Source organism: Mesorhizobium sp. P171375 (assembly GCF_057786075.1).
The window spans coordinates 5,227,179-5,245,879 of the sequence record NZ_JBYNWF010000001.1; the positions used below are offsets into that span (position 1 = coordinate 5,227,179).

Sequence of the window (18,701 nt, forward strand, 5' to 3'; positions counted from 1 at the left end):
CCCGTCGCGCCCTGCTTCGGCGTCTTCCCAAGGGTATAGCGGCGGAACGGCGTAGTGAACGTTAAAACGCCTGGTTGCAGCCGGTAGGCGCGACGATATTTCCCGCGTCATTGTTAAGCAATCAATACCACGAACAATAAAAGGCCGGGCATTGCCCGGCCTTTGCAAGAGCTGCCCGCCGACTTTACTTGATGCGAGCGACGCCACCCGAAATTTCGACCGTTTCCGAGCCGGTCAGGGCCTCGAGGTCACCATTGGGTAAGGTGACGAAACAGCCGTTGGGGCAGAATTCCACGGTTTCGCCGGCGGCCAGCGCCAGCTCCGTCTTGCCGCCGCCTTCCGTCACGATCAGCGTACGGGTCTCAGCGTCCTTGTTGACCGCGCTGGCGGCAAAGGCCGAGCCATTCGCTGCGGTAAGAGCGATGGCGACGACGAGCGACTTCCACATTTTGCAATATCGGTGTTTCCACACCGCCTCTGTTGCATTTCGCAAGGCATTCTCGCCTTTGCATGTGAGCTTATATGAGATGCAAGCTGAACCGCAACTGAATGCCGCATTCATGCCGCAATTGGTTTGGTAGGAGCCCAGGCCCTAGCTGGGATCGGGTTTGCGCGCCTTGCGGCCTGATTTGGCCAGGCGCGCCTTCTCGGCGGCGGCTTCGGCCTCCGCCTGCTGCTTCTCGGCGAATTCGACTTCGATCTTGTCGTCGTCGAGCGGCCATGCCTCGGTCTGCTTGACCTTGACTTCGGCGCGCGGCGTCGAGGGGATTTCGATATGTTCGGCGTCAAAAGCATCGAGCACGGCAAAGCGGATATCGTTCTGCACGATGGCCCCGTTCAGCACATCGGCAAGAAACACGCGGATCTCGAACTCGAGTGCCGCCGCACCGAAATTGGTGAACAGCACGAAGGGCTCCGGGTTCTTCAGGACCAGCGGATGGCCACGCGCAATCTCCAAGAGGATGGCGTGCACCCGCTTGACGTCGCTGCCATAGGCGACGCCGACCTTGATCTCCACACGCCCCAGCTTGTTGCGGTGCGTCCAGTTGCCGACGGCGTTGTTGATCAGGTTCGAGTTGGGCAGGATCACCGACTGCCGCTGGAAGGTCTCGATCTCGGTGGCGCGCACGCTGATCTTCTTGACCGTGCCTGAGGTGTCGCCGGCGACGATCCAGTCACCGACCTTGAATGGCCGCTCGGCCAGCAGGATCAGGCCGGACACGAAGTTGGACACGACATTCTGCAGGCCAAAACCGATACCCAGCGAAAGTGCGCCGGCAACGAGCGCCAGGTTGGAGAGGTCGATGCCCGCCGCCGAGATGCCGACGAGACCGGCGACCGCGACGCCGGCATAACCGACCGCCAGCCGGATCGAATTGCGCACGCCGGTATCGACCTTGCCGCGCGCCATCACCGAACCGTCGAGCCAGCCCTGGAACCAGCGGGTCAGGAAATAGCCGATGATGAAAACGACGATGCCGCTGAGGATGCCGGTGACCGAAATCGTCACCGAGCCGATGGTGATGCCTGTTGCCAGCTTGTAGGCCCAGGCCTGGATGTCGCCGGGCTGGAACCCCCACATAAACAGGATCAGCGGCAGGAACACCAGCACGATCATCAGGTTGATGGCGACGCTGACGACCAGGCCGAGCTGGTCGAGCGCGGTGTCCTCGTAGCTGGCATTGGCCGACAGCCAGCGCCCGATCGAGGTGCCGGCGAAACCGCCCTCCTCGCCGATCTCGCGTGCCGACAGAAAGCCGATATAGGCGGTGACCAGGATGGTGCCGGTGACCACGACCTGGACCGAAACGAAGATGGCCAGGCCGATATAGCCGAACAGCGCTGCCACAATGGTGGCCAGGCCGAGCGCGATGGCGGTATAGCGCAGCCAGGTTGGCCACGGACGCCAGCTTCCATCGGAGCCTTTGTACGGCCTCAGCAGCGCCATCAGGATCAGGATGACGCCGACGATGATGGCGGCGACAAAACTTCTGGCGACCGTCAGCGACAGCGGCGAGCCCATACTGTCGTTGACCACCGCCAGGAAATAGTGGACGCCGATGACAATCGCCATGGCTGTCGTCAGGCGCACCAGCCAACGCGCCGGGCCGGTCTCAACCTGGATCAGGCGCCAGTTCGGCTGCCGCGGTTCCAGCGCCGCATTGGTCAGGCGGTTGACGCAGAAAACGACGGCGATGACGCCAGCCAGCGCGTTGAGGAAGAGGCCGATGTCGCCGCGCAGCACATTGTAATAATTGTACAGGAAGACCGTCGAAGCGAGAAAGGCGCCGACCGCCAGCGTCGGCAGCAAGGTCGACCAGAACGCCACCGACAGGCGGCTGAGATAGGTGGGGTCCTCGACCGATGGATCGGCTTCGAAGATACGCCCGAACAGGCGGCGTCCGCCGACGAACAATATCGCGGCCAGCCCCAACGACATGAAGGTCGCCGCGAGCATCGCCTGGAACTTGAACTTGAAGGCAAAGGTGAGCCAGGACGACACCGCCCTGAAAAGGTTGGCGTATTCGTCGCGGGCGTCGGAAAAAACCTGCGGGCTCAGCACGTCGGACAGCACATAGCGCTTGGTCAGCAGGTTGCGGAACAGTTCGCTGCGCATATTGCCGATCTTGTCGATCAGCCCACTGATGCGGATCGACAGGTTCTGAGCGCTGGCGACAACCGCGTTGATCTCGGCCTTTTCCGATGCCAGCGCCTGGCGCTCGCCGGTCACGATGTCGGGCTCCTGCGGCTGGCCCGCCGCCGGAGGAGGACCCAGCACCTCGATGCGATTGTTGATGTCGGTGAGCCGCGAACGGAACGCCAGCGCACTGGTCAGCGCCGCCCGCGACAAATCCTCCAGCTGCAGACGGATATCGACGAGGGAGGCATCGTCCTCGCCGTCCTGCTGTATTTTCTTCTCGAGATCGTCGGTTTTGGCCGTCAGGCCCTTGATGACCTTCTGCTGATCGGTGATCAAGCCGGCGGAGCCCTGGCCCAGCGCCTGCGCCATCGCCTCGAACGAAGGCGACGCCGAAATGATCAGCGTGAAAACCAAAATGAGGCGAAGCAATCTCAAAAGCATGACTATTGGTGACTCACGGGCGGCAAAGGCATTCAAAAAGCCTGTCCTTGATAAAGACGGCCATATCGTGGGGCAAGCCGTCGCATCGCGGCGTCGGCCAGTCGAAAAGCCATGGCGCAATCTTGGCTTTGCGCCCGCCGCCTGCTCTATAGTCTGCCGCATCGCACCAAGGATGGCATGAAGAATGGCGGAGTATTCAGCCCTTTCGCTTCTCACGAACGCGCTCAAGGGAAACCAGGACTGGAAACCGGCCTGGCGCAAGCCCGAGCCCAAGGCCTCCTATGATGTCATCATCATCGGCGGCGGCGGCCATGGCCTGTCGACGGCCTATTATCTGGCCAAGGAGCACGGCATCACCAATGTCGCGGTGCTGGAGAAGGGCTGGCTGGGCTCCGGCAATGTCGGCCGTAACACCACGGCCGTGCGCTCCAACTACCTGCTGCCCTCCAACACCCGCTTCTACGAACATTCGATGAAGATGTGGGAGAACCTGTCACACGACCTCAACTACAACGTCATGTTCTCGCAGCGCGGCTGCCTGAACCTGGCCCATACGCCGGCCCAGTTCGACGACTATGCACGGCGCGGCAACGCTATGCGCCATCTCGGCGTCGACGCCGAGTTGATGAGCACCGCCGAGATCAAGCGGCTGGTGCCGGCGCTGGACGTTTCGGCCTCGGCGCGCTTTCCCATCGTCGGCGGCCTGATGCAGCCGCGCGCCGGCACCGCCCGCCACGATGCGGTGGCCTGGGGCTATGCACGCGGCGCCGACCGGCGCGGCGTCGACATCATCGAGAATTGCGAGGTCACCGGCTTCCTGCGCGACGGCGACCGCATCACCGGCGTGCAAACGACGCGCGGCGAAATCCGCGGCAAGAAGGTCGCCGTGGCGGTTGCCGGCAGCACCGGACGGGTGATGCAGCTTGCCGGCGTCGACAGAATGCCGATCGAGAGCCATGTGCTGCAGGCCTTCGTCACCGAATCGCTAAAACCCTTCATCGACACGGTGCTGACCTTCGGCATGGGCCATTTCTATATGTCACAGTCCGACAAGGGCGGCCTCGTCTATGGCGGCGACATCGACGGCTACAACAGCTACGCCCAGCGCGGCAACCTGCCGATCGTCGACGAGGTGATGAGCGAGATGCTGGCGCTGTTTCCCGGCCTTGCCCGCGTGCGCATGCTGCGCTCCTGGGGTGGCGTCTGCGACATGTCGATGGACGGTTCGCCGATCATCACCGCTGGGCCGCTGCCGGGCATGTATCTCAACTGCGGCTGGTGCTATGGCGGCTTCAAGGCGACGCCGGCTTCGGGCTGGTGCTTTGCATACACCATCGCCAAGGACGAGCCGCACGAGTTCAACGCGCCCTTCACCCTCGACCGCTTCCACCGTGGCCTCGTCATAGACGACAAGGGCCAGGGCGCGACGCCTCGGCTGCACTAGGGAAAGAACAAGATGCTTATCACCTGTCCCTATTGCGGCCCGCGCGACGTCATCGAGTTCACCTATCAGGGCGACGGCAACCGCGAGCGCCCGCAGCCCAACTCGCAGGATCTCGACGCCTGGAACGCCTATGTCTACGACCGGCTGAACCCGGCCGGCGACCACAATGAGATCTGGCAGCATTCCGGCGGCTGCCGCACGCATCTGAGAATGGTGCGCAACACGGTCACGCATGAGATTTCCAGCACCGGTTTCGCGCGCGGCGACCACAATGCCGCCGCCCGGCACAAGGCGGGGGGCAAGTCGTGAGTCCGCGCCGCACTGAAACCGGCGGCCGCATCGACCGGCTGCGCACCATCCGCTTCACATTTGACGGCACGCCCTACACCGGCCATGCCGGCGACACGCTGGCCTCGGCCTTGCTTGCCAACGGCGTTACGCTGTTCGGCCGCTCGTTCAAATACCACCGCCCGCGCGGCCTGCTGTCGGCCGGCGTCGAGGAACCAAACGCCCTGGTGACGGTGCTGCGCGGCGAAGTGCGCGAGCCGAACGTCGCCGCGACCATGGTCGAGATTTATGACGGGCTGGTGGCCGTCAGCCAGAACCGTTTCCCCTCTCTCGCCTGGGACGTCAACGCCATCAACCAGCTCGGCGGCAAGATCCTGGCCGCCGGCTTCTACTACAAGACCTTCATGGGTCCGGTCTTCGGCCCACTCAAAGGCACCCGCTTCTGGATGTTCTGCGAGCATTTCATTCGCCGCGCCGCCGGTCTCGGCAAGGCCGGCATTGCCGCCGACACCTCGCGCTACGAGCGGATGAACGCGTTTTGCGACGTGCTGGTGGTCGGCTCCGGCCCGGCCGGCCTGTCGGCCGCAAAGACGGCTGCCGATCAGGGCGCGCGCGTCATCCTGGCCGAGCTCGAGCCGCGTTTTGGCGGCTCGGCCAACTGGTCGGGCGAGACCATCGACGGCGCGCCGGCCGCCGACTGGGCGGCGCGCACCGTCAGCCAGCTCGAAGGCCACGACACGGTCCGCCTGCTGCCGCGCACCACGGTGTGGGGCTATTATGACGGCAACACGCTGGCCGCGCTCGAGCGCGTCACCGATCACAAGGAAGTGCCTGGCAAGGGCGAACCGCGCCATCGCTACTGGGCCATCCGCGCCAAAACGGTGGTGCTGGCCACCGGCTCGTTTGAGCGGCCGCTGGTGTTTCCAGGCAATGACCGGCCGGGCGTTATGCTGGCGCATGCGGCCGAGCGCTATGCCAATGACTATGGCGTGCTGCCCGGCGACAGGATTGCGCTGTTCACCAACAATGACAGCGCCTATCGCTCGGCGCTGGCGCTGAAGAAGGCCGGCGCGGCCATTGTCGCCATCGTCGACGTGCGCCCCGAGCTTTCCTCTGAGATGCGAAGCCTCGCCACCGAGGCCGAAGCCGAAATCCTCTCCGGCCATGCCGTGGTCGCCACCGAGGGCGGCAAGGCGCTCTCCGGCCTCAAGGTGCAGCGCTTCGACATGAACTCCGGCTTGCTCAGCGGTGACGCCCGCAGCATCCACGCCGATTGCCTGCTGATGTCGGGCGGCTGGTCGCCGACGATCCACCTGGCCAGCCAGGCCGGCGCGAGGGCCGAATGGAACCCTGCCCGCCAGGCCTTCCTGCCACCGAAGCCGACCCAGCAGCGCTGGATCGGTGCGGGCGCTTTCAATGGCAGCTTTTCGACCGTCGAAGCCATCACTGAGGGCCGCGCCGCCGGCCTGTCCTCGGCAGGCGGCGCAAGCGCGCCGGCAGCCTTGCCCGATGTCGAAGCAGCCCCTGGGGATCCCAATCCGGCGCCGGTGTTCGAGATCAAGGCGAAAGGCAAAAGCTTTGTCGACTTCCAGCATGACGTCACCGCCGAAGACGTGCGGCTGGCGCATCGCGAAGGCTTTGTCTCGGTCGAGCACCTGAAGCGCTACACCACGCTCGGCATGGCGACCGACCAGGGCAAGAACTCCAATGTGCCCGGTCTCGCCATCATGGCCGAGGCGTTGGGTAAACCGATCCCCGAAGTCGGCACGACACGCTTCCGCCCGCCCTATTCGGCGGTGTCGATCGGCTCGCTCGCCGCCGAACGTTTCGGCGATCTGAAGCCCGAGCGGCTGACGCCGATGCATGACTGGCACCTCGCCAATGGCGCGACCATGTATTCGGCCGGCCTCTGGTTCCGGCCGATGATCTACGGCCTTGCCGGCGAGACGATCGAGCAGGCCTATGTTCGTGAAGCCAAGGCGACGCGCGAGAGCGCCGGCATCGTCGATGTCTCGACGCTGGGCAAGATCGCCGTGCAGGGACCGGAAGCGGCGGAATTCCTCGACCGCGTCTACACCAACATGTTTTCCACGCTTGCCGTCGGCAAGGCCCGCTACGGGCTGATGCTGCGCGAAGACGGGCTCGCCTTCGACGACGGAACCACATGGCGGCTGGGCGAACAGGATTTCCTGATGACCACCACCACGGCCAATGCCGGCAAGGTGATGCAGCATCTGGAATATTTCCTCGACGTCATCTGGCCGGAGCTGAAGGTGCACGTCACCTCGGTGACCGACGAATGGGCAGGTGCCGCGATCGGTGGGCCGAAGGCTCGGGCCATCCTCGCCGCCTGCGTCACCGGCACTGCCGTCGACAACACAACCCTGCCCTTCATGGGCATCGTGCATGGACAGATTGCCGGCGTTCCGGTGATGATTTGCCGGCTGTCTTTCTCCGGCGAGATGGCCTTCGAGGTCTATTCCGGCGCAGGCTACGGCACACATGTCTGGGAAGCCTTGATCGAAGCCGGCAAGCCGTTCGGCCTGGTCACCTACGGGCTGGAGGCGCTGGGCACGATGCGTATCGAAAAGGGGCACGTCACCGGCGCCGAGATCGACGGCCGCACCACGGCGCGCGACCTGCATCTCGACTGGATGCTATCGAAGAAGAAGCCGTTCATCGGCTCGGCGATGATGGACCGCGAAGGCCTGATCGCGCCCGACCGGCTGCAGCTGGTCGGCCTGGTCTCGCTCGACAACCTGCCGCTTAACGGCGGCGCCCACATCGTGGCGGAGCTGGACGAGACCAATCCGCACGATTCGCTCGGCCACATCACCGCCTGCTGCTATTCGCCGGCACTCGGCAAGCATATCGCGCTGGCCCTGATCGAGGGCGGCAAGGCGAGGCATGGGACCCGTGCGTTCGTCTCCGATCCGCTGCGCAAGCGTTTCGGGCCGGTCGAGATCGTCTCCAACCACTTCTACGACCCGGACGGGAGCCGCATGCATGGCTGAGCGCCAATCACCCGAACGCCTTTCGCCGCTCGAGCCGGTATTCCATCCGGGTTCGCACGGCAATTTCGAACATGGCGTCGATGTCATCCTGACCGAGACCCGGCCGGGCTCGATCCTGCAGCTTGCCGCATGGCCGGGCGCGGAGAAGCAGCTGATCGATGCGATCCGCAAGGTCACCGGCCTCGCGCTGCCTGATGGCGCCGGCGGCGGCGTTGCCAGGGACGGCAAGGCCGTATTCGGCTTCGCGCCGGGAAAGTTCACGGTCGTTGACGGTGCCGAGGGCCTGGCATCGGCCTTTGCCAAGGCCGTCACCCCGGCCATCGGCACCGTCACCGACCTGTCGCATGGCCGCACCGCCATCCGCATCGCCGGGCCGAAGGCCGAATGGGTGCTGGCGAAATTCTTCGCCATTGACTTCGCTTTGCCCGCCTTCCCCATCGGCGCCGGCCGCTCAACCACCCATCACGATATCTTCGCCCAGATCCAGCGCACCGGCGCCGACCAGTTCGACATCTATGTCTTCCGCTCCTTCGCCCGTTCGTTCTGGAAGGCGCTTTGTCACGCCAGTGAGGAAGTCGGCTACGAGGTGCAGTAGGTGGCCGAATAGCCGTTCTGGCATCAAGGCCAGCCGGTTCTGCCGCTAGAGAATCCTGCTGCAGACGCCCATGATGGAAGATGTGGCCGTCCAACCGGTCCAAGGGGTCAAAAGATCCCGTCTCAGGGTCGGCATCGTCGTTTGGTTCGAACATCCCCATGACCGCAGAACTATCCGCCGGCGCCACGGGTCGCGCCGATGTGTCGGCCAGAGCCTTGCTCCTGCTGCCGCTGACGGTCGCCTGCGGCGTGTTCATGACCAGTCTCGACCAGAATGTCGTGGTCACCGCCCTGCCCGGTATCAGCGAGAGCCTCGGCCGCCCGCCGAGCCAGCTTGGCCTGTTGATCACCGTCTATGTCGCCAGTTTGATCATCTCGATGCCGCTCGGCGGCTGGGCCGCCGACCGCTTCGGCCTGCGCAATGTCTACTGCTTCGCCTTGCTGGTGTTTGCGGCGTCATCGGCGCTCTGCGGGCTGTCCAACGACATCTGGACGCTGGTCGGCGCCCGCGCCCTGCAAGGGTTTGGCGGCGCCTTGATGGGCACGCTCGGCCAGGTCGTCATCCTGTCGACCTTCCCGCGCAGCCGCACGCTGAAGATCAACATGTACATTTCGCTCGCCGGCCAGTCCGGACCGCTTGTCGGGCCGCTCGTCGGTGGCGCGCTCACCACCTACATTTCCTGGCGCTGGATCTTCTTCATCAACGTGCCGTTCGCGCTGGCGGCCGCCGTCCTTGCCGCTTCGCTGTTTCCGACGGTGACCAAACCGGTGCGCACGCCGTTTGATTTTCCAGGCTTCCTGCTGGTCGGCAGCGGCATGGTGCTGCTGGTCTTCGGCATGGACTCGCTTGCCGCGAAAGATGCCGCCGGCAGCATGATCGCGGCCGAGCTGGCGCTGGCGATCGTCATCCTGACGGTCGCCTCCTTCTACTGCCTGCGTGCCCGCAACCCCTTGCTTGACCTGAAGCTCTTGCGCATCCGCACCTTCCGCATCTCCTTCCTCACCGGCGGCGGACTGGACACGATCGGATTAAGCTCCGTCGTCTTCCTGCTGCCGCTGATGTTCCAGCTCGGCTTCGGCATGAGCGCGGTGCAGGCGGGATCGCTGACCTTCGTTGCCGCTATCGGATCGCTGATCATGCGTGTCTTCATGCCGCGCCTGCTCAACCGCTTCGGCTTTCGCCGCGTTCTGGTCGTCAACACGCCGATCGTTGCCGCCATGGTTGCCGGCTTCGCCTTGATAGAGGCCACCACACCGGTCTGGATCGTGCTTGCCTATATCTTCGCCTTCGGTGTCCTGCGCTCGGCGCAGTGGGCGTCGACCGGCAATCTCGCCTATTCCGACATCGCACCCGACCAGCTCGCCCGCTTCAGCGCGCTCTACTACATTCTGTGGCAGCTGGCGGTGGCGATCAGCGTCGGCCTGGCGGCGGCGCTGCTGTCCTTCCTGGCTGGCGGCGGGCCTGCCGTGACCAACGATTTCCGCATCCTGTTCGTGGTCGAGGGCGTCATCACGCTATGCGCGCTGATCGCCTATCTCAAGCTGACGCCGCAGGACGGCGCCCATGTCAGCGGTCACGGCGCGCAGATGACCGTGGAATAGAACCGGCGAGCTAAGACCCGCCCTATTCGCTGAACGTCACCCACTCTTCCAGCGGCACGCGGTCGGTGCGGAAGTCGTTTTCGGGCTTGGACGTGTCCTCATGGCCGAGCGCCATGCCGCAGACGACGATCTCCTCGTCGGGAATGTTGAGCACCGGCCGGATCTGCCGGTGATAAGGCGCGAAGGCTGCCTGTGGGCAGGTGTGCAGGCCCCTGCCCCGCGCCGCCACCATGATGTTCTGCAAGAACATCCCATAATCGATCCACGAACCCTGGTTCAGCCGCCGGTCGATGGTGAAGATCATGCCGACCGGCGCATCGAAGAAGACGAAGTTGCGGTCGTGCTGGGCGCGCATCTTGTCGACCTCGCGGCGACCGATGCCAAGCGCCCCGTAGAGCCCGAAACCGTTGGCACGCCGGCGGGTCAGATAAGGTTCGAAGAACTGGGTGGGATAATAGCGATACTCATCCCAATCGGCCTTTTCGGCGCGGATACCGGAGTTGAGGATGGCATCTGATATCTGCTGCTTGATCTCGCCCTTGACCACATAGACCCGCCATGGCTGCATGTTGGTGCCGGAAGGCGCGCGCGCGGCAACGGAGAGAATGGCGCGGATCGTCTCGTCATCGACCATGTCGGGCAGAAAGGCGCGCACCGAACGGCGCGACAGAATCGCCTCGTCGACAACAGCCGCGTCCTGCGCGATTTGGGCGTTTTTTTCCAGCATGGGCCGTCCCTTTGCGCATACCCGGAAAGCCGAAACGGCGTTCAGAGAGACCTTGCGCAGATTCCAAACCTTGGTCGCCGACCCGGCGCCCCCACATCAGCCGTTCGTGGCCGAGCCTTTGCATGAACCGTCAAAATCGCGCAAGCAAATCTTGTGGCCCCATGAAAATCCCCTTGATTTTTTCACGGGTGTGGGCTCTCATGAAATTCACTCCGGAATTTTCATAAAGTGAGCGTTTTGTCCCCAGCTATCGCCAAAACATTGCAGGGACCTGACGAACGCCTGCTGGCGAGCGATATCCGTGCGCTGCGCAAGGCGCGTGGGCTGACGCTGGCCGAGATCGCCCTGAAGCTCGGCCGCTCCGTCGGCTGGGTCAGCCAGGTCGAGCGCGGCCTGTCGATCCCTTCGCTCGGCGACCTAAGGGCCTTCGCCGACCTGTTCGGCGTGCCGCTCAGCCTGTTCTTCAGCCACGACGTGCCGATCGAGAAGGAGCGCGGCGTCGTCGTGCGCGCCGGCAGCCGGCGCACGCTTGGCACAAGCGAATCCGGCCTGGTGGAGGAGCTTCTATCGCCCGATCTCGGCGGTAGTTTCGAGATGGTGCGCTCGATCTTCGCGCCGGGCGCGGAGCTGAAGACCGAGCAGCTGCGGCCGACCGAGGAAGCCGGCTACATCGCTTCGGGCATTTTCGAGATCGAGATAGCGGGTGTCTGGCACCGTCTAGTCGAAGGCGATTCCTTCCGCTTCGAGCGCAAGCCGTACCGCTGGCGCAATCCCGGCAGCGAGCCGGCCGTGGTCATCTGGGTGGTTTCCCCGCCCGTATATTGAATTGAACTGGGAGAAGAACATGGCCGGTTTGCCGACCACGGCACGCGTGGTGATCATCGGAGGCGGTGTCGTCGGCACCTCCTCGCTCTACCACCTGTGCAAGGCGGGCTGGACCGACTGCGTGCTGCTTGAAAAGAACGAACTGACATCGGGCTCGACCTGGCATGCCGCCGGCAATGTGCCGACCTTCTCGTCCTCCTGGTCACTAATGAACATGCAGCGCTATTCGACCGAGCTTTATCGCGGCCTCGCCGAAGCGGTCGACTATCCCATGAACTATCACGTCACCGGCTCGCTTCGCCTCGCCCATACAAGGGAGCGCATGCAGGAATTCCAGCGCGCCAAGGGCATGGGCCGCTACCAGGGCATGGACATCGACATTGTCGAGCCCGACGAGATCAAGCGCCGCTATCCCTTCATCGAGACGCATGATCTCAAGGGCGCGCTCTACGACCCGAGCGATGGCGACATCGACCCGGCGCAGCTGACGCAAGCGCTGGCCAAGGGCGCGCGCGACATGGGCGCCAAGATCGTCCGCTTCTGCCCGGTCACGGGCGTGCGCCGCGAGAACGACGAATGGGTGGTTGTAACTCCACAAGGCGAGATCCGCTGCGAGATCGTCGTCAACGCCGCCGGTTACCGTGCCGCCGAAGTCGGCAAAATGTTTGGCCGCGACGTGCCGATGATGGTGATGAGCCATCAGTACATCTTGTTCGAGGAAATCCCCGAACTCATGGCCTGGTCGAAGGAACAGGGCAAGAAACTGCCGCTGCTGCGCGATGTCGACACCTCCTACTATCTGCGCCAGGAAAAGAACGGCATGAATCTCGGCCCCTATGAGCGCAATTGCCGCGCGCACTGGGCGACCCACAACGATCCGATGCCGGAGGATTTTTCCTTCCAGCTGTTCCCCGACGATCTCGACCGTCTCGAGCATTATCTGGCCGATGCCGTCGCCCGCGTGCCGATCCTCGGCACTGCCGGCCTCTCCAAGGTCATCAACGGGCCGATCCCCTATGCGCCGGACGGCAACCCGCTGATCGGTCCGATGCCCGGCGTCCCCAACGCCTTCGAGGCTTGCGTCTTCACCTTCGGCATCGCGCAGGGCGGCGGCGCCGGCAAGGTGCTGGCCGAATGGGTGACGCAGGGCCAGACCGAATGGGACATGTGGTCCTGCGATCCGCGCCGTTTTACCAGCTTTGCCGCCGCGCCCGACTATAGCGTCGCCAAGGGCATGGAGATCTATGGCAACGAATACGCCATCCAGTTCCCGCGCCATGCCTGGCCCGCGGCGCGTGACCGCAAGCTGTCGCCGATCCACGATCGCATCAAGGCGCTCGGTGCCCAGTTCGATGCCTACAATGGCTGGGAGCGAGCCACCTGGTACGCACAGGCTGGCGACGACACATCGGAAGAAGCGACGCTCACTTTCCGCCGCGAAGGGCCGTGGCACCACCGCGTGCGCGAAGAATGCCTGGCGGTGCGCGATGCCGCCGGCATTCTGGACCTGCCCGGCTTCTCGCGCTTCAACCTCGAAGGCCCTGGCGCAGCCGAATGGCTGGCGCTGCAGGTCACCGGCCTGGTGCCCAAGCCCGGCCGCATCGGCCTCGTCTATTTCGCTGACGACAAGGGCCGCATCGTCACCGAGATGTCGGTGGTGCGCCATGGTGAAGAGCAGATGACGCTGATCACCGCGGCGGTAGCGCAGTGGCACGATTTCGAATGGCTGAAGTCGCGCATGCCGAAAGACGCAGCTTTCACCCTCACCGACAGGACCGAAGACTACTCGACGCAAATCCTCGCCGGTCCCAACGCGCGCAAGATCCTGGCCGAGGTCTGCGATGCGGATCTCTCGCTGCCATGGCTGACACATCAGGAAACCACGATCGCCGGCCGCTGGACGAAGCTGGTGCGCGTGTCCTTCGCCGGCGAGCTCGGCTGGGAAATTCATACCAAGGTGGAAGACACCGCCGCCATCTTCGATGCCGTCTGGGCGGCGGGACAAAAACACGGACTGAAGCCGTTCGGCATGTATGCGCTGGATTCGCTGCGTCTTGAAAAAGGCTACCGCACCTGGAAGGGCGACCTCTCGACCGACTACACGATCCTGCAGGGCGGGCTCGAACGCTTCGTCAAATGGGACAAGCCGGACTTCCGCGGCAAGGCCGCACTGCAGAACGAAAAGCAGCAAGGCGTGAAGAAGCGCTTCGTCACGCTGGTGGTCGAAAACCCCGGTGAGTGCGACGCACCCTCGGTGTCGACACTGTGGCATGACGGCAAGATCGTCGGCGAAACGACATCAGGCGGCTGGGGTCACCGGATCGACAAGTCGATCGCGCTCGGCATGCTGCGCTCCGACCTGGCTGAACCCGATACCGCCATCGAGATCGAAATCTTCGGCGACCGCTTCAAGGCGGTCGTGCAGAAGGACGAGCCGCTGTGGGATCCGAAGAACGAGAGGCTGCGGGCGTGAAGACTGTTATCCTCACCGATGGCGGTATGGGCCAGGAGCTGGTCCGCCGCAGCAAATCCGAACCGACGCCGCTGTGGTCGGCCAGGGTGCTGATCGACGAACCGGATCTGGTACGCGACCTGCATGCGGAATTCATCCGTGCCGGCGCGCGCGTCATCACCATCAACACCTATTCGGCCACGCCGGAGCGGCTGGCGCGCGAGGGCGCGGAGGAGCTGTTCAAGCCGCTGCAGAAGCGCGGCATCGAGCTAGCAAGGCAAGCTTGCGAGCAAGCCGGAGAAGCAACCATCGCCGGCTGCCTGTCGCCGCTGTTCGGCAGCTATGCGCCGGCACTGACCATTTCCTATCAGGACACACTCGACATCTACCGCCGCATCGTTGCCGAGCAGGCGGACGGCGTCGATCTCTTTCTCTGCGAAACCATGGCCTCCGCCGATGAAGCGCGCGCGGCCGTCACGGCAGCGTCAGAAAGCGGCAAGCCGGTCTGGGTGTCATGGACGCTGGCCGACCACGGCACCCCGCGTCTGCGGAGCGGCGAAGCGATCGCCGCGGCCTCGCGTGCACTCGACGGCCGGCAGCTCGCGGCACGGCTGGTCAATTGCTGTCGGCCCGAAGCGATCGCCGCGGCACTGCCCGAGCTGATCGATCTCGGCGGCCCGGTCGGCGCCTATGCCAACGGCTTCACCTCTACCGAAGCGCTCAAGCATGGCGGCACCGTCGATGTGCTGCACGCACGCCACGACCTTGGACCGGATGCCTATGCCGACCAGGCGCTCGGCTGGGTCGAGGCCGGCGCCAGCATCGTCGGCGGATGCTGCGAAGTCGGCCCTGCCCACATCGCTGCCTTGCGCGACCGGCTCGAACAGGCCGGTTACCAGATTTCGGGAGTTCAATGATGCCCAGACCTTCATCGCGTATTTCCGGCATCGTGCCTTCGGGCAAGGATGGCTGGGAGGTCCACACCGAGGCCTGGGCCCGCAAGGAGGCCGGCCAGGACATCATCATGCTGTCGGTCGGCGACCATGATTTCGACACGCCTTCGCAAACCATCGAAGCCTGCGTGACGGCGGTTCGCGGCAGTAACCACCATTACACCCCGCTTCCCGGCGTTCCGCGCCTGCGCAGGGCGATGGCAGCGGCCTCGACCGCCTGCACCGGCATCGAGACGAGCCCCGACCAGGTGATTGCCACGCCCGGCGGCCAGGCAGCGCTTTATGCCGCGGTGCAGGCTGTGCTCGATCAGGGCGATCATGCCATTGTGGTGGCGCCCTACTACGCCACCTACCCCAACACGTTCAGCGCCGCCGGCGCCAGTTTCACCGTGGTCGAGACCCCGGCCGAGGACGGTTTCCAGCCGCGCGCCGACAGGATCCGCGCGGCGCTCAAGCCCAACACGCGCGCCATCCTGATCAACACGCCCAACAATCCGACCGGCGCAGTCTATTCGCGCGAGCGGCTGGAGGAGCTGGCCGCAATCTGCAGGGAGCACGACCTCTGGCTGCTGTCGGACGAGGTCTACTGGACGCTGGGCGGCGGCGAGCACATTTCGCCGCGCGGCCTGCCCGGCATGGCTGAGCGCACGCTGGTCATCAACTCGATGTCCAAGAGCCACGGCATGACCGGCTGGCGCATGGGCTGGCTGACCGGCCCGACTGAGATGATCACGCTGTTGACCAACCTCAATCTGGTAACGACCTACGGCCTGCCGGCCTTCATCTCGATCGCTTGTGCCGAGGCACTGGAGAACCGTTACGGCGTCAAGGAAATCGCCGAGCGCTACGCGGCGCGCCGCACCGTTCTGCTCGACGCGGTGCGCGGCATGAAAAATGTCACCGTGCACGGCTCCGAGGGCGGCATGTATGTCATGCTCGACATCTCTGCCGTCGAGCCCGACGACGAGAAATTCGCCTGGGCTTTGCTCGATGCCGAAAAGGTCGGCGTCATGCCGGGCTCCAGCTTCGGCCATGCCGCCGCCGGCCACATCCGCATCAGCCTGTGCCAGCCGGAACCGGTGCTTCAGGAAGCCGCAAAACGCCTGCGCCGTTTTGCATCCAGCTATCGCCGCGAGGCCGCATGACCAAACCCATTCCCACCAAAGCCCGCGCCGTGATCATCGGCGGCGGCGTCTCCGGCTGCTCGGTCGCCTATCATCTGGCCAAGCTCGGCTGGACCGACATCGTGCTGCTCGAACGCAAGCAGCTGACATCGGGCACGACATGGCACGCCGCAGGCCTGATCGGCCAGCTGCGCGGCTCGCAGAACATGACGCGGCTGGCGAAATATTCGGCCGACCTCTACGTCAAGCTGGAGGCCGAGACCGAAGTCGGCACCGGCATGCGCCAGGTCGGCTCGATCACCGTGGCGCTGACCGAGGAGCGCAAGCACGAAATCTATAGGCAGGCCTCGCTCGCCCGCGCCTTCGATGTCGATGTACGCGAGATTTCACCTAGGGAAGTCAAAGAGATGTATCCGCATCTCAACGTGTCAGACGTCGTCGGCGCGGTGCATCTGCCGCTCGACGGCCAGTGCGATCCCGCCAACATCGCCATGGCGCTGGCCAAGGGTGCGCGCCAGCGCGGCGCCACCATCGTCGAGAATGTGAAGGTCACCAAGGTCCACACCAAGGCCGGCCGCGTCACCGGTGTGTCGTGGGCGCAAGGCGAGGACAAGGGCACCATCGAGGCCGACATCGTCGTCAACTGCGCCGGCATGTGGGCGCGTGAACTCGGCGCACAGAACGGCGTCACCATCCCGCTGCACGCCTGCGAGCATTTTTACCTCGTCACCGAGCCCATCCCCGGCCTCGGCCGACTGCCGGTGCTGCGCGTTCCCGACGAATGCGCCTACTACAAGGAAGATGCCGGCAAGATGATGCTCGGCGCCTTCGAGCCGGTGGCCAAACCCTGGGGCATGGACGGTATCCGCGAGGATTTCTGCTTCGACCAGTTGCCCGAGGACATGGAGCATTTCGAGCCGATCCTCGAAATGGGCGTCAACCGCATGCCGATGCTGGCCACCGCCGGCATTCACACCTTCTTCAACGGCCCCGAAAGCTTCACCCCGGACGACCGCTACTATCTCGGCGAGGCGCCAGAACTGTCCGGTTACTGGATGGCGACCGGCTACAACTCGATCGGCATCGTCTCCTCCGGCGGCGCCGGCATGGCGCTGGCACAATGGATCAACGATGGCGAAGCGCCCTTCGACCTCTGGGAAGTCGACATCCGCCGCGCCCAGCCGTTCCAGAAGAACCGCCGCTATCTAAAGGAGCGTGTCTCCGAAACGCTCGGCCTTCTCTATGCCGACCATTTTCCTTACCGGCAGATGGCAACGTCCAGGAATGTCAGGCGCTCGCCGCTGCATGAGCATCTGAAGGCGCGCGGCGCGGTCTTCGGCGAGGTCGCCGGCTGGGAGCGCGCCAACTGGTTTGCCCGCGAAGGACAGGAACGCGAATACCGCTATTCCTGGAAGCGGCAGAACTGGTTCGGCAACCAGCGCGAGGAGCATCTGGCGGTCCGCAACAAGGTCGGTCTGTTCGACATGACCTCGTTTGGCAAGATCCGCGTCGAGGGCCGCGATGCCTGTGCCTTCCTGCAAAGACTCTGCGCCAACGATATGGACGTGGCGCCGGGCAAGATCGTCTACACCCAGATGCTCAACCAGCGCGGCGGCATCGAAAGCGACCTGACGGTGTCGCGCCTGTCGGAGACAGCCTATTTCCTCGTCGTTCCCGGCGCGACGCTGCAGCGCGACCTGGCTTGGCTGCGCCGGCATGTCGGCGAGAAATTCGTCGTCATCACCGACGTGACAGCGGCTGAAAGCGTGCTCTGCCTGATGGGTCCGGATGCGCGGAAGCTGATCCAGAAGGTCAGCCCCAACGATTTTTCCAATGAGAACAATCCGTTCGGCACTTTCCAGGAGATCGAGATCGGCATGGGCCTCGCCCGCGCCCACCGCGTCACCTATGTCGGCGAGCTCGGCTGGGAGCTTTACGTCTCGACCGATCAGGCGGCGCATGTCTTCGAAGAGATCGACGAGGCCGGCGCGGATGTCGGCCTGAAACTCTGCGGCCTGCATACGCTGGATTCCTGCCGCATCGAAAAGGCCTTCCGCCATTTCGGCCACGACATCACCGACGAGGACAATGTGCTGGAGGCCGGCCTCGGCTTCGCAGTGAAGACGGCAAAAGGCGACTTCATCGGTCGCGACGCGGTGCTCGAGAAAAAGGAGGCCGGCCTGTCACGCCGGCTGGTCCAGTTCCGGCTGAAAGACCCTGAGCCCCTGCTCTTCCATAATGAGGCCATCCTGCGCGACGGCAAGATCGTCGGCCCGATCACCTCAGGCAATTACGGCCATCATCTTGGTGGCGCGATTGGGTTGGGTTATGTGCCAAGCAAGGGCGAGAGCGAGGCGGATGTGCTTTCCTCATCCTACGAGATCGAGATCGCCGGCGAGCGTTTCACCGCCGAAGCATCGCTGAAGCCGATGTATGATCCGAAGGCGGAACGGGTGAAGATATAGCGCCGCCCTGTCCTTCTCCCCTTGTGGGAGAAGGTGGATCGGCGCGCAGCGCCGAGACGGTTGAGGGGTGCTCCAGCGGAGTGAGACGTCAGCGTTCCCTGGAACACCCCTTGTGTCTCAAGAATCATGCA

Annotated in this window: 13 protein-coding genes; 10 read left to right on the plus strand and 3 right to left on the minus strand. The window is 64.2% G+C overall.

Features of this window, described 5'->3' with window-relative positions:
* Positions 1-184: 184 nt before the first annotated feature.
* Both ACYHH6_RS25495 and ACYHH6_RS25500 read right to left on the minus strand, forming a co-directional pair.
* A complete protein-coding gene (locus ACYHH6_RS25495; protein ID WP_112565226.1) occupies positions 185-448 on the minus strand; it encodes a hypothetical protein in 264 nt (87 codons plus the stop codon).
* A 144-nt stretch (positions 449-592) separates the two neighbouring features.
* Positions 593-3,082, minus strand: coding sequence for a mechanosensitive ion channel family protein (locus tag ACYHH6_RS25500; RefSeq protein ID WP_352587921.1), 2,490 nt, complete (start codon positions 3,080-3,082; stop codon positions 593-595).
* 184 nt (positions 3,083-3,266) lie between these two features.
* Here ACYHH6_RS25500 and ACYHH6_RS25505 point away from each other — a divergent pair, with 184 nt between their 5' ends.
* From ACYHH6_RS25505 to ACYHH6_RS25525, 5 genes are all read left to right on the plus strand, one after another.
* Positions 3,267-4,526: a sarcosine oxidase subunit beta gene (locus tag ACYHH6_RS25505; protein WP_352587919.1), complete on the plus strand. Its 1,260-nt coding sequence runs from the start codon at positions 3,267-3,269 to the stop codon at positions 4,524-4,526.
* Between the two features lie 12 nt (positions 4,527-4,538).
* Positions 4,539-4,835, plus strand: coding sequence for a sarcosine oxidase subunit delta (locus ACYHH6_RS25510; protein ID WP_023670367.1), 297 nt, complete (start codon positions 4,539-4,541; stop codon positions 4,833-4,835).
* On the plus strand, positions 4,832-7,828 hold the full coding sequence (locus ACYHH6_RS25515) for a sarcosine oxidase subunit alpha (protein WP_352587916.1): 2,997 nt from the start codon (positions 4,832-4,834) through the stop codon (positions 7,826-7,828). Before ACYHH6_RS25510 ends, ACYHH6_RS25515 begins: the two co-directional genes overlap by 4 nt.
* The gene (locus ACYHH6_RS25520; protein ID WP_352587913.1) at positions 7,821-8,423 is read left to right on the plus strand and encodes a sarcosine oxidase subunit gamma; all 603 of its coding nucleotides are present in this window, start codon (positions 7,821-7,823) and stop codon (positions 8,421-8,423) included. Before ACYHH6_RS25515 ends, ACYHH6_RS25520 begins: the two co-directional genes overlap by 8 nt.
* Positions 8,424-8,581: 158 nt before the next feature.
* Positions 8,582-10,024, plus strand: coding sequence for an MFS transporter (locus tag ACYHH6_RS25525; protein WP_352587910.1), 1,443 nt, complete (start codon positions 8,582-8,584; stop codon positions 10,022-10,024).
* 22 nt (positions 10,025-10,046) lie between these two features.
* Here the strand turns inward: ACYHH6_RS25525 and ACYHH6_RS25530 are convergent, their stop codons facing one another.
* Positions 10,047-10,751, minus strand: coding sequence for a nitroreductase (locus ACYHH6_RS25530; protein WP_192257567.1), 705 nt, complete (start codon positions 10,749-10,751; stop codon positions 10,047-10,049).
* A gap of 282 nt (positions 10,752-11,033) precedes the next feature.
* Between ACYHH6_RS25530 and ACYHH6_RS25535 the strand changes: the two genes are divergently transcribed.
* From ACYHH6_RS25535 to ACYHH6_RS25555, 5 genes are read left to right on the plus strand one after another with little or no spacing between them, the layout of a single operon-like run.
* A complete protein-coding gene (locus ACYHH6_RS25535; protein ID WP_435053389.1) occupies positions 11,034-11,576 on the plus strand; it encodes a helix-turn-helix domain-containing protein in 543 nt (180 codons plus the stop codon).
* A gap of 19 nt (positions 11,577-11,595) precedes the next feature.
* Positions 11,596-14,049 (plus strand): GcvT family protein, encoded by a 2,454-nt coding sequence (locus ACYHH6_RS25540; protein WP_352587904.1) that lies wholly within the window; start codon positions 11,596-11,598, stop codon positions 14,047-14,049.
* Positions 14,046-14,945 carry a homocysteine S-methyltransferase family protein gene (locus tag ACYHH6_RS25545; protein ID WP_352587901.1) on the plus strand — a complete coding sequence of 300 codons (900 nt, stop codon included), beginning with the start codon at positions 14,046-14,048 and terminating at the stop codon, positions 14,943-14,945. Before ACYHH6_RS25540 ends, ACYHH6_RS25545 begins: the two co-directional genes overlap by 4 nt.
* Complete coding sequence (locus ACYHH6_RS25550) at positions 14,945-16,126, plus strand: pyridoxal phosphate-dependent aminotransferase (RefSeq protein ID WP_352587898.1); 1,182 nt, start codon at positions 14,945-14,947, stop codon at positions 16,124-16,126. The genes ACYHH6_RS25545 and ACYHH6_RS25550 overlap by 1 nt, the downstream gene beginning before the upstream one ends.
* On the plus strand, positions 16,123-18,570 hold the full coding sequence (locus tag ACYHH6_RS25555) for a GcvT family protein (protein ID WP_352587895.1): 2,448 nt from the start codon (positions 16,123-16,125) through the stop codon (positions 18,568-18,570). The genes ACYHH6_RS25550 and ACYHH6_RS25555 overlap by 4 nt, the downstream gene beginning before the upstream one ends.
* The last annotated feature ends 131 nt before the right edge of the window (positions 18,571-18,701 follow it).

What these genes read in the sequence shown, in the direction of transcription:
- ACYHH6_RS25495 (WP_112565226.1), bottom strand. Translation starts at nt 448, where the DNA reads ATGTGGAAGTCGCTCGTCGTCGCCATCGCTCTTACCGCAGCGAATGGC.
- ACYHH6_RS25500 (WP_352587921.1), bottom strand. Translation starts at nt 3,082, where the DNA reads ATGCTTTTGAGATTGCTTCGCCTCATTTTGGTTTTCACGCTGATCATT.
- ACYHH6_RS25505 (WP_352587919.1), top strand. Translation starts at nt 3,267, where the DNA reads ATGGCGGAGTATTCAGCCCTTTCGCTTCTCACGAACGCGCTCAAGGGA.
- ACYHH6_RS25510 (WP_023670367.1), top strand. Translation starts at nt 4,539, where the DNA reads ATGCTTATCACCTGTCCCTATTGCGGCCCGCGCGACGTCATCGAGTTC.
- ACYHH6_RS25520 (WP_352587913.1), top strand. Translation starts at nt 7,821, where the DNA reads ATGGCTGAGCGCCAATCACCCGAACGCCTTTCGCCGCTCGAGCCGGTA.
- ACYHH6_RS25525 (WP_352587910.1), top strand. Translation starts at nt 8,582, where the DNA reads ATGACCGCAGAACTATCCGCCGGCGCCACGGGTCGCGCCGATGTGTCG.
- ACYHH6_RS25530 (WP_192257567.1), bottom strand. Translation starts at nt 10,751, where the DNA reads ATGCTGGAAAAAAACGCCCAAATCGCGCAGGACGCGGCTGTTGTCGAC.
- ACYHH6_RS25540 (WP_352587904.1), top strand. Translation starts at nt 11,596, where the DNA reads ATGGCCGGTTTGCCGACCACGGCACGCGTGGTGATCATCGGAGGCGGT.
- ACYHH6_RS25550 (WP_352587898.1), top strand. Translation starts at nt 14,945, where the DNA reads ATGCCCAGACCTTCATCGCGTATTTCCGGCATCGTGCCTTCGGGCAAG.
- ACYHH6_RS25555 (WP_352587895.1), top strand. Translation starts at nt 16,123, where the DNA reads ATGACCAAACCCATTCCCACCAAAGCCCGCGCCGTGATCATCGGCGGC.